This window comes from Collinsella sp. CLA-SR-H006, from assembly GCF_040097075.1.
Taxonomy (GTDB): domain Bacteria; phylum Actinomycetota; class Coriobacteriia; order Coriobacteriales; family Coriobacteriaceae; genus Collinsella.
The window spans coordinates 90,290-105,252 of the sequence record NZ_JBBNPD010000006.1 but is presented as its reverse complement, the minus strand read 5'-3'; the positions used below and the strand labels follow the sequence as shown (position 1 = coordinate 105,252).

Below are 14,963 nucleotides of genomic sequence, written 5' to 3'. Positions count from 1 at the left end.
AACGAAGGAGACGATCGCGATGAGTAACAAGAAACTGCCCGAGAATGCAACCAAGACTGAGGGTGCTGAGCTCGCCCGTCGTGGTAGGGGTGAAATTTCTACTGCGACGGCGGTGCCTCACGTGAGCTATGACGATTTGCGCCATGCCGATCGTATTGTCATTGACGGCCTTGAGGTTTTTGCCAACCATGGCGTGTATCCCGAGGAGAACGCGCTGGGTCAGAAGTTCATCGTTTCTCTGGTGCTCTATGCCGACCTGCGCGCGGCGGGGGAGCACGATAACCTGGACGCCTCGATTGACTATGGCTCGGTGTGCCACGATGTTGATGGCTATCTGCGCGAGCATACGTTTAAACTCATCGAGGCGGCAGCCGAGGGGACAGCCCAGATGCTGCTGCGCCGCTATCCCTCGCTGCTTGGTGTGCGCATAAAGCTCGATAAGCCGTGGGCTCCTGTTGGCCTGCCCCTGGCAAGTTGCGGTGTCGAGATCGAGCGCGTGCGCTAACCGGTTCTAATACGTCTCTATGGGTGGCTGCTTGAGCCGCTGCGACAGAGCTCTATTGTTGGGGCAGTACGTGTCGAGCAGGGCGTGAAACCGCTGATTGTGGCTTGGCTCGAGCAAGTGGACGAGCTCGTGGGCGACAACCATGTCGAGACACTCGATGGGATAGGCGGCGAGCTCGCGTGCGATGCGAATGGCTCCGGTCTTGGGCGTGCATGAGCCCCAACGCGTTTTCATGCTGCGCACGGAAACGCGGGCCACGGTGACGCCCATTGCGATTTCGTACGCGTGCACGATGTCGCGTAGCGCTGCGGTGACCTCGGTCGTATAAAGCTGGCTGATGTGGGCTTGGAGCTCGTCGGACGTTAGGCCGTCGAGGATTGCGCGCCGCTTGGCCTGTGGGCCTTCGTCCGTTTCGTCGGTACCCATAAAACTTGCGAAGGTAGCCTGCTTGGGTCGCGGTGCGGGTGATGCAAAGTTGTGATCGAGCGCATCCTGTACCGTGATGGGCTTGCCCCAAAGTGCAATGATGGACGAGGGACTGAGTGGCTCTCGCGCCGCCGCCTGACGTTGCTCGCGCTGGGCAAGTCGGCTGACAATCCAGGCGCTGTTGCGCTTCACAAATGCCTCGATGCGCTCGCGGCTGGCGCCGAGCGGTGCGCTGGCGTGGGCCTCACCGCTTGATGTGACGCGTAGGTTGAAGTTTTTGACGCGTTTTTTGGTAACGACGACGGAGATGGGCGTCCCATCCGGTCGGGATACAGAAATCGTAAACTGCTGCGTCAAAAGCGGTCCTTCAGATTGGGGACGGGCCGGCATGTCGACCGTTCGGCATGCTGGCCCGCTCAAGGGATGTGAAATTAATAACGCTCAAAGAAGGCAAGCGCGTTGTCGCTGCAGAGCTTCTGCATCACGGTCTTGCCAAAATGCTTGGAAAGCATGTTCTGGAACTCGGGCATCTTGCTGGCATCGGAGAGGAAAGCAGGCACCGTGGCGCCGTCCCAGTCGCCGCCGAGCGCGATGACGTCCTCGCCGCCCAGGTCGAGCCAGTGCTCGATATGTGCCGCCAGCTGGTCGAAGGTGACGTCTGCGGCGGTCTTGTCGGTTACGTCGTTGGATAGGAACTCGCTGCAGTAGTTGAGGCCGACGATGCCACCCATGTCGCGAATGGTGCGGAACTGGTCGTCGGTAAGGTTGCGTTTGACGCCGCAAACCGCACGGGAGTTGGAGTGGCTGGCGACGAAGGGGCGCGTGGCGTGGGCGACAACCTCGTCAAAGCACTCATCGTTGAGGTGGGAGACGTCGAGTACCATGCCGGCGTGCTCCATCTGCGTAAGTGCCTCGATGCCGGCGGCGGTGAGGCCGGCGTGGGTATCGTGCCCGCTCGCGAGCGGTCCCTGCGCGTTCCAGCTGAGTGATGACATGAGTACGCCCAGGCTCTTGAGTACCTCGATCAGCGCGGGGTCCTCGGCAAAGAACGTGGCGTTTTCGATGGTGTGGATGCAAGCGACCTTGCCGTCCTTGAGCGCGGGGCGAATGTCTGCGGCGCTGCGTACGTTGACCATGCGGTCGTGGTTGAGCATTGCCTGGCCGCTCATATGCGCCATGATTTGCGCCTGGAAGCGCGCGGCGTGGGCGGTGGGAATCTCGTCGGGGACAAACGTGGCGAAGCACTGTGCCCACGGCGTGTTGCCGATCTTTGCGAGCGAGATGGCGCAGGCGTTACCCTCGATGAGGTCGAAATCTTGCGGATGCGTCTCGTCGCCGGGGAAATAGCCGTCGGTGCCGGCGGTAAAGCGCAGGTCGAGATCGAGCGTGGCCCAGCCGATGCGGTCGGCGGTGTCGCAGTGTAGGTCAAATACGGGATATGCCATGGTTCCTCCGGTTGCAGCGTTTCTTTGCAAACTGTCTTTGAATTGTATGACTAGGGTATAGTTAGCGCCATATGTTCATGGCGGCCCACGTTGTGCGCCGCCCTTATCACGGAGGTTTCCATGTCCAACCAGGGCAAGAAGGTCAAGACTCATTATCGCGGCACGCTCGACGACGGCACGCAGTTCGATAGCTCCTACGATCGCGGCGAGCCGCTGGAGTTCACCTGCGGCGCCGGTCAGATGATCAAGGGCTTCGACGCCGCTGTTGTCGACATGCAGGTGGGCGAGAAGAAGACCGTGCACATTCCTGCTGCCGATGCCTACGGCGAGCACAACCCCGAGATGGTTATTACCTTCCCGGCCGAACAGGTTCCCAACATCGAGCAGATCGAGAAGGGCATGAAGCTTTTCCTGTCCACGCCGAGCGGCATGCCCGTCCCCGCCGTGGTCATCGACGTAACGCCTGAGGCCGTGACGCTCGACGCCAACCACGAGCTGGCCGGCAAGGACCTCAACTTTGATATCGAGCTCGTTGAGGTCGAGGACTAGGCTATGCCTGTGAATCTGGTTTCGACAGCGTGTCTCGGAAATCTCAACGACCCGTCCTATGAGCTTTTGCTTCGCCGGGAGCTGGGCGGTGTCTTTGGGGTCGATGAGCTACTACTCGATTGGGACCAGGCCGATGCCCGCACATTTGTGGGCGTGACGGAGCTGGGGCGTACGGTCGATATTCGGCTGGGCGCTGCCGATGGCGATCGCCTTGCCGATGGCGATGTGCTTGTCATCGACCGTTCGGGCATAGTGCCCATGGCGGTTGTCGTGCGCCTGCGCAGCGCCGAGGTTTATTTGGTCGAAGTTGACCGCATGGACCCGATTGCGCTCGCGCATGCGTGCTGGGAGATCGGCAACATGCATGCGCCGCTCTTCCGGGGCGACTCGGACGAGCATACCGTGCGCATGTATACGCCGGTGCAGCCTGTTTTGGGCCGCATGCTCCGGGGTGTCGAGGGTGTTCGGCTCTCGGTGGTTACCCGTGAACTCGATGCGGACCGACGCTTTGCATCGAGCGCGGCGGATGCCGTTGTGAGTATGGCTCCAGACTTTGCGATCGTAAAAAAGGCGCGCGGTTAACGTGCGTATGAGTAAGACGGACTTTGAGAGGCAGCTATTCAAAGTCCGTCTTACTGTTGATGAGGTGCTTTGGGGGAAAGCATATGGGTCTTGAGGGAATCAAGCTGATTGCATGCGATTTGGACGGCACGTTGCTGCATCCGGGGGAGCACGAGCCGCGTTCCGAGGCCTTTGAGCTCATCGATGAACTGCATCGTCGCGGCATCGTGTTTATGCCGGCGAGCGGTCGTCAATATGCGAGCTTGCGCTACCTGTTTGCCCCGGTGGCCGATGAGCTCGCCTATGTATGCGAAAACGGAGCCCTAGTGATGAGCGAGGGGCGTGCCGTTGTCAAGCGTTCCATGGAGCGTAGCCTTGCTATGGATATCGCGAATGCCGTGGTTGCGTATCCCCATGCCGACGTGACCCTTTCGTGTGAGGGACACCTCTACACCATGAGCGGCAACGATGCGTTCGTCGACCATTTGCGCTATGAGGTCTACTGCGATGTGGCGGTGGTCGACCGTCCCGAGGACATCGACGAGGACGTCATTAAGATTGCCTTCCAGACGCCCGAGGTGGATCAGCCGGCGGCCCTGGAGTATTTTGAGTGCCTCTTTAGCGACCGTGTCGACGTGATGACGTCGGGAACCGAGTGGACGGACTTTATCGGCTTTGGTTCGGGCAAGGGTTCCGCGCTTGCCGATTACGGTCGTGCCCTGGGAATTTCGCCCGACGAGATGATGGCGTTTGGCGATAACGAAAACGACCGCGACATGCTCAACGTAGTGGGCCATCCTTATCTAATGGAGAGCTGCAATCCCTCTATGTGTGGCATCAACGACCGCGTCCGCTACGTGCGCACGGTCGAAGAAGAACTGCGCTGCCTGCTCGCCGAGTAGATATATGTGGCATGCCTAGGAATCTCTTTTTGCTACAGAGTGCAGAAAGGTGGATTTTAAGGCATGTCCCGAACATCTACCGACAGTCGGGGCAGAGACCCTCGAAGATGGTGTAGTGCGACGTGACGTGCCAGCCGATTTGCTCGGATGCCTTGGCGTCGAGCTGGGCATCGAAGGGGAGCGGTACGTCGATGACGCAGCTGCACGAGGTGCAGATGATATGCGCATGCGGCTCGATCGTGCGATCGAAGCGGCTGCCGCCCGGCGTCTTGATGGAGAGAATCTCGCCGGCGTCGGCCAAGAGATTGAGGTTGCGGTAGACCGTGCCGCGGCTGATTTTGTCATCCTGCGCGCGCACGACGTTGTAGATTTCGTCGGCGGTGGGATGGTTATAGCTTTGGCGCACGGCGTCAAGAACCAGCTTTCGCTGCCTGGTATTCCTTCTTTGCACCGCCATGCGCCTCGCCTCTTTTCTATCAACGGTCGTAGGTAAATGATACCGTATTTAGCACACAATACTAATAACGAGGCGTGAAACCGTCTTCATTGGCAAGTGGGGCTCGGGCCTGGGCGTCTACGAGGCGAAAACGCGTTCCCATACGCTCGTAGGAGGCATGAAGCGCCTCGAGATGAGATAGGATATTTGCCGGAGCCCCCTGTATCTCCATCTCGACTGAGCCGTCTTCCATGTTACGCACCCAGCCGGTGAGCGCGCGTGCCTGCGCGAGGTTGGTGTTGGTAAAGCGAAAGCCAACGCCCTGGACTTGCCCCGCCCAGCGCAGGAAATAGCGCAGGGGAGTGTCTTGAGTGGCCTCGTCGCTTGCGAGCACAGTAAGCCTGCGGCGCAGCTCGAGCTCGACGTTTGATGGTTTTTGAGGCTCTCGACTGCCGCCGGTGACGCTGGAGAAGAACGTATCGAAGAGGCCCATCGCTATACCTGCTTGCCTGCGTCGGCCGGGAAGGTTATGCCGGCCTGCTGGCGCACGGCATCCATGATGCGCAGTGAGACGAGTGTGACATCGCGGTAGTGGCCAAGCTCGTGGCGTCCCGCCGGGGTCTCCCAAATCTCTTCCTTAACGTTATCGATGCCGCCGATGGCGGTGATAAAGTCTGTGAGTTCGTATTCCATAGTGTTGCTCGATTTGGGCAGGTCGAGCACGCGGCCGTTGTCTCCCTGTTCGCGCGGTGCCTCGGTCGCCGAGCCGCGTACGACGTCGCCGCGATAGTCGATGCGGACGTTGCGGGGCGTGGACAGATGGTCGATCTGGATAGTGCCACGCTCGCCTTCGATCTGCGAGGGCAGCAGGTCATCCGTAATTTTGGAGTGCGCAAGCTCGACGGAGATGCGGCCTCCGCCATAACTGGCGAGAATGGAGCCGCAGCCGTCGATGGGGCCATGGGTGAGCTCTTGCGTTGAGGGGTCGAGCAGCGTGGTCATGCTGGTGAGACCGGAGGGCATGCCGAAAATCTCGACCATGGGCTCGACGGTGTAGACACCAATGTCCATGAGGGAACCCGATGCCATATTGCAGTCGAAGATATTGGTGGCGCGTCCCGCGAGAATCTCGTTGTAGCGCGAGGAATATTTGCCAAAGCGCAATGAGGCGCGGCGGATGGGCGCAATTTCGCCCAGAGCGTCCTCAATGGCGTGGAAGGCGGGATCGTGGAGGGGACGCATGGCCTCGAGGGCCACGACACCTGCTGCCTCGGCAGCGCGGAAGACTTCCAGCGCCTGCGCTTCGGTGGCGCAGAAGGGCTTCTCGACGATGACGTGCTTGCCACCGGCGATGCAGGCAAGGGCCTGCTCGTAGTGAAGTGCGTTAGGACTGCCGATATAGACGGCGTCGACGTCGGCGGCTGCCGCAAGCTCATCGAGTGACGTAAAGTTTCGCTCGCCACCGTGCTCGACGGTAAAGGCGGTACCGCGATTGGCGTCGCGTGAAAGCGTGCCCACAAACGCGGCTTGGTCGTTGGCGTTGACGACTTGGATAAAGTCGTCGGTGATCATGGATGTGCCGATGGTCGCGATGCGCAGCATACGTCCCCCTTGCGTTGTTTGGTCTACAGGATGAGTGTAGCGCGTGGGGATATAAAGCTGCGCGAAAACGCTATTACAGGTCGCTCTCGTTAAAGCCGGTGTCGATATCGAGGTTACTGCCGTCGGCCGCCGTGGTGGCGAGCTCATCGCAGCGCTCGTTGAGCTCGTGACCGGCGTGGCCCTTAACCCAGATGAACTCAACCTTGTGCTTGCTTTTAGCGGTGAGTAGGCGTTCCCACAGGTCGCGGTTCTTGACGGGCTGCTTGTTGGCGGTTTTCCATCCGCGCTTTTTCCAGCCGTCGATCCAGTGCTTGTTAAAAGCGTTGACGACGTACTGCGAATCGGAATGGACCTCGACCTCGCAGGGGCGGTTAAGTGCCTCGAGCGCCACGATGACCGCCATGAGCTCCATGCGGTTGTTGGTGGTCTTGGCGTAGCCGCGCGAAAGCTCGGAGGTGAAGGTCTTGCCGGCGGGGTTGGTGTATTTGAGCACGGCGCCGTAGCCGCCGCGTCCCGGATTTGATCGGGCCGAGCCGTCGGTATAGATGATGACCTTCACGGGCTTCCTTTCGTTGGGTACGTTTCGTGTGAGTGACCATTGTAGCGCCATGCCCGCCGGGGGCTAGCATTCTACGATTTCTACCCCGTCTTCCGACAGTTAGTTGGCATGGATGATGCGGTTGAGCTCGTCGAGGTATTGCTGCAAGAGGGGAGAGGGCTTGCGCTCGTCGTGCATGATATAGCCTACGTGCATCGTTGGGGCGTCTGCTAACGGGATCGATGCCATACCCCATTGCATTTCATTGGAGAGGACACCGGTCGACAGGGTGTAGCCGTTCGACGTGATAAGTAAGTTAGTAAGTGTTCCGCGGTCCGAGATTCGTATGTTGCGGTCGCAAGGGATATAGCTAAATGGTTCCTCGGCGTAATAGAAGGAGTTTGAGGTTCCCTGCTCAAAGCTATAACGCGTATAGGGTGTGAGGTCGGCAAGGGACAGCTGCGGGCGGCGGGCAAGCGGGTGGCGCTCGCTAACGAAGACGTGGACCGTCGCGTCGAATAGGGGATGGAAGCTCGCGCGCGCATCGGCAAAAGCCTTCTGCAGAACGCGGGCGTTAAAGTCGTCCAGATAGAGGATGCCGATGTCGCTGCGAAACGCGCGGACGTCATCGATGATCTGCGATGTGGTGGTCTCGCGCATGATGAACTCGAACTTGCTGTCGCGGCAGCGTTCGACCACGTTGACAAAGGCCTCGACCGAAAAGGCGTAGTGCTGGGCGGAAATGGCGAGGCGGGCTTGCGGGGTGCCGCCGTCCTCGTAGCGCGCCTCGAGCATGTCGGCCTGCTCTACGACCTGGCGCGCATAGCCCAAAAGCTCGGTGCCGTCGTTAGTGAGCGTGACGCCGCGGCTGGAGCGCGTAAAGATCTCCAGATGGAGCTCCTGTTCCAGGCTTTTGACGGCGTTTGAGATGTTGGACTGAGCGGTATAGAGGCGCTGAGCTGCGGCGTTGATTGAGCCGGACTCTGCCACGGCAATCAGAAAACGAAGCTGCTGAAGGGTCATCGACGCCATCCTTTCGATTGCTATCTATAAAACCGATAACAGGTTAGCGCTTTTAAGTGATTGACCGAGCGAAACAATGCTCGTACTATTCAAAACACACAAAGGCGGTAGGTAATTAAACCGACCACGGAACCGGGATGCGAAAGGAGGCCCGCATATGAATTGCTTACCAAGACGAATGCCGGGCTCCTGTTTGCGCCCGTCGGCGTGATCAGGAGACAGCGACTTACTTCTCTCTAATTTATTTACTTTTGTTCGATCAAGGAGATCATCATGAGCCAGTTCATCAACAACCCCGAGCACACCTTTGGTTTCGATACCCTGCAGCTTCACGTTGGCCAGGAGAGCGCCGATCCCGCATCCGACTCCCGCGCCGTGCCTATCTACCAGACCACGAGCTATGTGTTCCGCAACTCCCAGCACGCTGCCGACCGCTTTGGTCTTGCCGATGCTGGTAACATCTACGGCCGTCTGACCAACTCCACCCAGGGCGTCTTCGAGGACCGTATCGCCGCACTCGAGGATGGCGTGGCAGGTCTCGCCGTCGCCTCCGGTGCTGCTGCCATCACCTATACCCTGCAGGCTCTTGCCCAGGCCGGTGACCACGTGGTGGCTCAGAAGACCATCTACGGTGGCTCCTACAACCTGCTGGAGCATACGCTCTCCCAGTTTGGCGTCGAGACCACCTTCGTCGATGCCCACAACCTGGACGAGGTCGAGGGCGCCATCAAGGACAACACCACGGTCGTCTATCTCGAGACGCTCGGCAACCCCAACTCCGACATCCCCAACATCGACGCCATCTCCGAGATCGCCAAGAAGCACGGTCTGCCGGTTGTCGTCGACAACACCTTCGGCACCCCGTATCTGTTCCGTCCGCTGGAGCATGGTGCCAACATCGTCGTCCACTCCGCAACCAAGTTCATCGGCGGCCACGGCACCTCGCTGGGCGGTGTGATCGTCGACGGCGGTAACTTCGATTGGAAGGCGAGTGGCAAGTACGCCCAGATCGCTGAGCCCAACCCCTCCTACCACGGTGTTTCGTTTGCCGAGGCCGCCGGTCCCGCCGCCTTCGCAACCTATGTCCGCGCTATCCTGCTGCGCGACGAGGGCGCCTGCATCAGCCCGTTCAACGCCTGGGTCCTGCTCCAGGGCACCGAGACCCTGTCGCTGCGCGTTGACCGTCATGTCGAGAACACCAAGAAGGTCGTTGAGTTCCTGGCTGGCGACAGCCGCGTCGCCAAGGTGAACCACCCGAGCCTGCCTGAGCACCCCGATCACGAGCTCTATCAGAAGTACTTCCCCAACGGCGGTGCCTCGATCTTTACCTTTGAGATTAAGGGTGGCCAGGAGGCAGCTTGGAAGTTCATCGATCATCTGCAGGTGTTCTCGCTGCTCGCCAACGTGGCCGACGTCAAGTCGCTCGTCGTGCACCCGGCTACCACCACGCACTCCCAGCTCTCTGCCGAGGAGCTCGCCGAGCAGAACATCACGCCCTCCACGATCCGTCTTTCCATCGGTACCGAGAACGCCGAGGATATCATTTGGGATCTGAAGCAGGCCTTCGCCGCGCTGGACGAGTAAGGCGTCTTGTGCAAGGCCCCCTTGCGACTCGATAGGTATAACTGCATAAAATGCCTGCTCAAGGCGCCTGTGCGAACAATGGTTGCACAGGCGCCTTTTTGCATAGAGAGGGCGCTATTACAGGGTTTTTGGCATGCTTTATGCATTCGAGTTGTGGAAAACTCCTGTTGAGAGGATGTGAGTTTTACGCAATTGACGTGCGCCTTTTGAGTAAAACCGCAGGTCGCGATTTGCTCGGGGTACTATGCAGCGCGATCGAATCACACGCAGCTCAAACGCAGCAAAAACGCACTACGGAGGTTTCCAGCTACATGAGGATCGATTCACGAAAACCGAAAGCCGCCGCCCTTTCCGCCGCTCTGACCGTGGCACTTTTGGCGGGCGCCGGTGCAACTGATGCCCACGCCGCAACACTGTCCGATACGGTTGGATCTACGCCGTCCGAGACGACGCTGGTACAGCCCGTTGACTATCGCGGCGATGGTTATGGTTCCATGCAGGAGTGGAACGCCTCGATGGAGGCCAAGCGCGATTCCCTGGAGATGCGCGCTCAGATCATCATGAACATGTACGGTGACTATGCCACCGATGACGAGCGCGCTGTGCTGCAGGGTTGCATCGACGGCGCGGGTAGCCTGTTGACGATGGGGGAGGTCGACGCCAAGTCGACCGAGCTCGATGAGCTGCGCACTGCGCTTGAGGATGCCAAGCGCGAAGCGCTCGAGGCTGCCGCCGAGGCGGAGGCTGCCGAGGCCGTCCAAGCTTCGTACTACAACGCCGGTTACACTCCGTCCTACGCGTCTGCCGCGTCCTGCGCGAACGGATCGGGCCTGACGCGCTCTGCGGGTGTCAATAACTACAACGGGCGCCGCGAGACCTATTACAGCAGCAATGTGCTTTATCACTATCGCACGGGCGAATGGACTCAGGATTCTGAGGGCTTCTGGCGCGATTCCGACGGCTATTACGTTGTTGCCGCGGGCGATATGGCCCAGGGCTCGACCTTTACGGGCTCCAAGGGTGATTGCAAGGTCTATGACTCCGGCTGCGCTGCCGGAACCACCGACTACTACACCGGTTGGTAATTTTTCTGCATCACGGATATTTGGCGGACGGGCGTCTTTACCGAGCTTTAGGGCAACGTAAGGACGTCCGTTCTATGTATGCGTTTGAGTTAACAGAGCCCTTACCGTGGCGGTACGCTGGGCGTATGGATGCGGGGCACACTGGTTCTTGAGAAATAAGGTCTTTCTCTTGGAGGAAGTGGTCTTGTGAATGCTCGAGATATTGCCGTTGCCGCCGTCGCGTTGATGCTTGGTTGCCTTGGTCCTACGGCCGCGCTCGTCGCGGGTATGCAGGGGTCTTGTGGGGCTGCCTCTATCGTGGTTGGCGTGTTGATCGCGGCCGCGCTGCTGGGAAGTGCGGGTGTAGCCCTTTGTCGCGACGATGAGGGCCAGGCGTCGGAGTCGCAGCTCTAACCGTTGTGAAGCTGATTTTTGGCCAAAGATGAAAAAGGAAGCCGCCGCGAGGGGAGTGCCCCTTGCGGCGGCTTTGCCATTGGATCTGTTGGCTGCAGTATGCCGAGCACTACCAGCTGCTTTCTATTTCGCGAATCCTCTGGTAGAGCCAATCGTTTTGCGGCACTTGGATATCGTGTTTGGCGGCCAGGCGGCAAATGGTGCCCGCGAACTCCTCGACTTCGGTTTTTCGTTGTGCGATGCGGTCCTGCGCCATCGAGGGCATACCGGTGGGGTCGATTCCCTCGATGAGGTGCACCATTTGCGTCAGGTCTGCCTCGGTCAGCTCAACGCCCTCGGCGTTGGCGACCGCAAGCGTTTCGCGCATGGCGGAAACAAAGCAGCGACGCTGCTCGGAGCCCGGCTCCGTGGCGCTTCCGTAGGTCCCGCCGTAGGCCATGCAGGTCTGGTTGATGCCGTCGTTGAGCATGAGTTTGGCCCACATGCGGTGCGCAATGTCGCGCTCGACGGTATGGGCGATGCCGCAGCGCGTGTAGAGCCCGTCGATCGCGGCGACGGTCGCGGGGTCCGTGCCGGCCGCCGCGCCAAAGCGGATCTCGCCCGCATTGGTAAAGGTGAGCGCGCCGTTGAGGAACACGGCGTCCATGCCCTGGCAGATACCAAGAACGGTATGCTCCCAGCCAAAGCGTTCGGCAATCTTTTGCTCGCTCGTAATGCCGTTGCACAGCGAGGCGATGAGCGTGTTGGGTCCCACGACGCGCTCCATAGTCTTGAGTGCTTGGTCGAGACCGGTGGTCTTGACCGTCAGGATGACCAGATCGGCGGGCGCTGCCTCGCTGGCGCGGACGGACGTGAGATCGCAGGGCTTGCCGTTGACGGTGAGCGCGTCGTTCGCATGGCGCTCAAAGCGAGCGTCGTCCATGACGTATTCGACGCCGCCCTTGCCGAGGGCCTTGGCAATCATGCTGCCGTAGAGCAGGCCGACGCCGCCCTTGCCGATAAAAGCGACCTTGTTGATCTGCATGTGAATCATCTCCCCATATAAAAGGCGCCCGCGTAAGGGGCGCCTGATGGATTGTATGCTGCCGGGGTGATTGGCGGGTGCGCGGGGCGGCTGTTATGAAAAAGAAACTATTGCGCTGTGCGCTTATGCCGCGGGGCAGACCGCAAAGACGCGGGCGGGGTATCCGACGCCATCGCGGACCTTGGGGAAGGTGCAGAAGATGACGGCACCCGTGGCGGGGAGCTCGTCCAGATGGTCCATGACTTCGATCTGATAGCGGTCGACCGAGAGGATGTATTGCTCGCCGGGGTAGGGGTAGGCGTCCTCGCACGTGGTGATGCCCGGCTCCTTTCATCGGGCTTTTTGCTGATGTTAAAGCGGTGCCGTGACGGCTCGATTTCTGCTGCGTTACGATACGTTCTCAATTGCGATTCCGATGTGTTTCGATGACGTGACGGGTTTGTTTCGCCTTGTCAGGGTTTCGATGGGAGGGGAGGGGCCGTGCAATACCGCGTTGACCCTAAAAGTGGTAACCGAATATCCGCTCTGGGTCTGGGCTGCATGAGGTTTCCCGGTGCGCCGGGACACCCCGATGCGAAGACGGCCGATGCCATCATCTCCCGTGCGGTGGAGCAGGGGATTAATTATCTGGACACGGCCTATCTCTATCCCGGCAACGAGGCTTGCGTGGGCGCTTCGCTTGAACGCCTGGGCTTGCGCGACCAGGTTTTGCTCGCAACCAAGCTGCCGCATGCTTCGTGCAAATGCGCGGAGGATTTCGATCGGTTTTTCGACGAGCAGCTGCGCCGCCTGCAGACCGACCATATCGACTATTACCTTATGCACAACATCACCTCGCCTGCGCAGTGGGAGCGCGTGGTGGCGCTGGGCATCGAGGACTGGATCGCGCAGCAAAAGGCTGCAGGGCGTATTCGTCAGATAGGCTTTTCGTACCACGGCAGCGCGGCGGACTTCCTTACGATGCTCGATGCGTATGAGTGGGACTTTTGCCAGATCCAGTACAACTACGCTGGAGAGCGATATCAGGCGGGAACGGCGGGGCTCATGGCCGCCGCCGAGCGAGGTCTCGCGGTGTTTGTGATGGAGCCGCTTTTGGGCGGACGCTTGGCAGGCAAATTGCCTCCGCGGGCGCGCGCTGTTCTCGATGGTGCATGCGATCGGCATTTGCATACGCCTGCCGCTTGGGGGCTCTCGTGGGTGTGGAATCATCCTCAGGTGACGATGCTGCTTTCGGGTATGACCGATACCGCGCAGGTGGATGAGAACTCGTCACTGGCAGACCTCGCGTTGCCGAATTCGATGACTGCTAACCAGCTCGACACGATCGCGCACGTGCTGGATGAGTTTGAAAAATCGAATCGCGTGCCCTGCACGGGATGCGGCTACTGCATGCCATGTCCCAAGGGTATCAACATTCCCGGCTGCTTTGCCGCCTACAACGCGAGCTATGCGCACAGCTGGTTTACGGGGCTGTCGCAATACTTTACGGCGAGTGCGGTGCGCACAAGCGAGGCCAAGCTGGCGAGCAATTGCGTCAAGTGCGGCAAATGCGCGCGCCACTGCCCGCAGCATATCGATATCCCCGAGCGTCTCGATGACGTGCGCCGGCGCTTCCAGCCTGGACCCGTGACGGCAGTGCTTAAGGCCTTCGGCAAAACGCGCTCCTCGTGACCCTTTTATAACTTGCGGTGGAATAGTTCCTGTTTGCGGCAGAATAGGGCTTAAACAGGGACTATTCCACCGCAACTGAAGGGGGGCTGTCGTGGGCCATCGGGATTCATGTAATGATTCGCGTGGGGTTCGTTGGGGCATTTTGGGCGCTGGGCACATTTCTCATCGATTTGCATCGTCGCTCAAGAAGGTCGACGGGGCACGGCTGGTGGCTGCGGCCGGTCGCACTCCTGCACATGTCGAGGAATTTTGCCGAGTGTTTTCGATCGATGCTGCGCATGGCCATGCCTCGGCCGACGATAGCGGCGATGCGGCTTATGACGCGCTGATTGCCGACCCCGATGTCGACGCAATCTACTTGGCTCTTCCGCATGGCATGCATACGCGTTGGGCCTGTCGCGCGTTGTGCGCCGGAAAGGCCGTGCTGTGCGAAAAGCCGGCCGTTTTGAGTGAGGAAGAGGCTCTCTCGATCGCCTCCACCTCTCGCGAGCGCGGCGTGCTGTTTGTGGAGGCGATGAAGAATCGGTTTTGCCCGATGCGCACTCGCGTGAAAGACTTGCTTGCGTCGGGTGAGCTTGGCCGTATCGTCTCGATTGAAAGCGTGCAAAAGCTCGATTACGGCGAGTCTCCTTCGGGCTATCTGCTTGATCCGCTGCAGGGCGGCTGTCTATATGACATGGGCTGTTATGCGGTCGGTTGGTTTGAGGATTTGCTCGCGGGCGCGTGCGAGGTTTCGTCCCGTGAAGTTCGCTGGCGTGACGTATCAGGCGGCCGTGTCGATTGGGCCGACGAGATCCATATGAGCGTCGGCGGTATACCCATTCATATGGTGTGCGACGGCAAAGCAGCATATGAAAGCCGCTTAACGATTGCCTGTGAGCGGGGCTCGTTGGAAATCGAGCGTCTTCATCGCCCCGAGCTCGCCCATGTGAAGTACTCCGACGGTCGAGCACTCGAAATCGATGCACCATTTGAGGTCGATGATTTTTACGGTGAGGTGTCGCATGCGGCGCGGCTCATTCAGGCGGGGAAACTCGAAAGCCCCATCATGTCCCTAGCCGCCACACAGCGCTGTGCGCACATCATCGATGCGATTCGCTTGGAACTTTAGGGCGTGGGGGCTCGGCGGACCGTGCCCCTGATGCCCCTTTTATAACTTGCGGTGGAATACGGTCTGTTTGCGCCAAAATAAGGCACCAATAGACCGTATTTCACCGCA

The 14,963-nt window shown here is 59.7% G+C and carries 17 protein-coding genes; 9 read left to right on the top strand and 8 right to left on the bottom strand.

What is annotated here, in order from left to right:
* Positions 1–19: 19 nt before the first annotated feature.
* A complete protein-coding gene (folB, locus tag AAA069_RS05085; protein ID WP_055251396.1) occupies positions 20–505 on the top strand; it encodes a dihydroneopterin aldolase in 486 nt (161 codons plus the stop codon).
* A 6-nt stretch (positions 506–511) separates the two neighbouring features.
* On the opposite strand, the gene AAA069_RS05080 is transcribed toward folB, so the two are convergent.
* Together AAA069_RS05080 and AAA069_RS05075 are read right to left on the bottom strand one after the other, a co-directional pair.
* A complete protein-coding gene (locus AAA069_RS05080; protein WP_349127734.1) occupies positions 512–1,288 on the bottom strand; it encodes a SprT family zinc-dependent metalloprotease in 777 nt (258 codons plus the stop codon).
* A gap of 74 nt (positions 1,289–1,362) precedes the next feature.
* Positions 1,363–2,376 carry a membrane dipeptidase gene (locus AAA069_RS05075; RefSeq protein ID WP_349127733.1) on the bottom strand — a complete coding sequence of 338 codons (1,014 nt, stop codon included), beginning with the start codon at positions 2,374–2,376 and terminating at the stop codon, positions 1,363–1,365.
* A gap of 120 nt (positions 2,377–2,496) precedes the next feature.
* On the opposite strand from AAA069_RS05075, the gene AAA069_RS05070 reads away from it, so the two are divergent.
* The 3 genes from AAA069_RS05070 (at position 2,497) to AAA069_RS05060 (ending at position 4,388) form a co-directional block, all read left to right on the top strand.
* Positions 2,497–2,925, top strand: a complete 429-nt coding sequence (locus tag AAA069_RS05070; protein WP_117640821.1) for a peptidylprolyl isomerase — start codon at positions 2,497–2,499, stop codon at positions 2,923–2,925.
* A 3-nt stretch (positions 2,926–2,928) separates the two neighbouring features.
* Positions 2,929–3,507 carry a hypothetical protein gene (locus tag AAA069_RS05065; protein ID WP_349127732.1) on the top strand — a complete coding sequence of 193 codons (579 nt, stop codon included), beginning with the start codon at positions 2,929–2,931 and terminating at the stop codon, positions 3,505–3,507.
* A gap of 83 nt (positions 3,508–3,590) precedes the next feature.
* Positions 3,591–4,388, top strand: a complete 798-nt coding sequence (locus AAA069_RS05060; RefSeq protein ID WP_349127731.1) for an HAD family hydrolase — start codon at positions 3,591–3,593, stop codon at positions 4,386–4,388.
* A 76-nt stretch (positions 4,389–4,464) separates the two neighbouring features.
* Here AAA069_RS05060 and AAA069_RS05055 read toward each other — a convergent pair whose 3' ends face one another.
* From AAA069_RS05055 to AAA069_RS05035, 5 genes are all read right to left on the bottom strand, one after another.
* Complete coding sequence (locus AAA069_RS05055) at positions 4,465–4,845, bottom strand: transcriptional repressor (RefSeq protein WP_349127730.1); 381 nt, start codon at positions 4,843–4,845, stop codon at positions 4,465–4,467.
* A gap of 61 nt (positions 4,846–4,906) precedes the next feature.
* Positions 4,907–5,317 (bottom strand): acylphosphatase, encoded by a 411-nt coding sequence (locus AAA069_RS05050; RefSeq protein WP_117583885.1) that lies wholly within the window; start codon positions 5,315–5,317, stop codon positions 4,907–4,909.
* 2 nt (positions 5,318–5,319) lie between these two features.
* Complete coding sequence (locus tag AAA069_RS05045; protein ID WP_349127729.1) at positions 5,320–6,426, bottom strand: Gfo/Idh/MocA family oxidoreductase; 1,107 nt, start codon at positions 6,424–6,426, stop codon at positions 5,320–5,322.
* A gap of 73 nt (positions 6,427–6,499) precedes the next feature.
* Positions 6,500–7,036, bottom strand: coding sequence for a ribonuclease HI (gene rnhA / locus AAA069_RS05040; protein ID WP_117637459.1), 537 nt, complete (start codon positions 7,034–7,036; stop codon positions 6,500–6,502).
* Positions 7,037–7,084: 48 nt separating this feature from the next.
* Positions 7,085–7,987 (bottom strand): LysR family transcriptional regulator, encoded by a 903-nt coding sequence (locus tag AAA069_RS05035; protein ID WP_117766079.1) that lies wholly within the window; start codon positions 7,985–7,987, stop codon positions 7,085–7,087.
* 273 nt (positions 7,988–8,260) lie between these two features.
* Between AAA069_RS05035 and AAA069_RS05030 the strand changes: the two genes are divergently transcribed.
* The 3 genes from AAA069_RS05030 (at position 8,261) to AAA069_RS05020 (ending at position 11,049) form a co-directional block, all read left to right on the top strand.
* Complete coding sequence (locus AAA069_RS05030; RefSeq protein ID WP_349127728.1) at positions 8,261–9,571, top strand: O-acetylhomoserine aminocarboxypropyltransferase/cysteine synthase family protein; 1,311 nt, start codon at positions 8,261–8,263, stop codon at positions 9,569–9,571.
* A gap of 311 nt (positions 9,572–9,882) precedes the next feature.
* Positions 9,883–10,656, top strand: coding sequence for a hypothetical protein (locus tag AAA069_RS05025; RefSeq protein WP_349127727.1), 774 nt, complete (start codon positions 9,883–9,885; stop codon positions 10,654–10,656).
* Between the two features lie 186 nt (positions 10,657–10,842).
* Positions 10,843–11,049 (top strand): hypothetical protein, encoded by a 207-nt coding sequence (locus tag AAA069_RS05020; RefSeq protein ID WP_346979403.1) that lies wholly within the window; start codon positions 10,843–10,845, stop codon positions 11,047–11,049.
* Positions 11,050–11,158: 109 nt separating this feature from the next.
* Here the strand turns inward: AAA069_RS05020 and AAA069_RS05015 are convergent, their stop codons facing one another.
* Positions 11,159–12,073, bottom strand: a complete 915-nt coding sequence (locus AAA069_RS05015; RefSeq protein ID WP_349127726.1) for a 2-dehydropantoate 2-reductase — start codon at positions 12,071–12,073, stop codon at positions 11,159–11,161.
* A 480-nt stretch (positions 12,074–12,553) separates the two neighbouring features.
* Between AAA069_RS05015 and AAA069_RS05010 the strand changes: the two genes are divergently transcribed.
* A complete protein-coding gene (locus tag AAA069_RS05010; RefSeq protein ID WP_349127725.1) occupies positions 12,554–13,744 on the top strand; it encodes an aldo/keto reductase in 1,191 nt (396 codons plus the stop codon).
* 91 nt (positions 13,745–13,835) lie between these two features.
* Positions 13,836–14,855 carry a Gfo/Idh/MocA family oxidoreductase gene (locus AAA069_RS05005; protein ID WP_349127724.1) on the top strand — a complete coding sequence of 340 codons (1,020 nt, stop codon included), beginning with the start codon at positions 13,836–13,838 and terminating at the stop codon, positions 14,853–14,855.
* Positions 14,856–14,963: the final 108 nt, after the last annotated feature.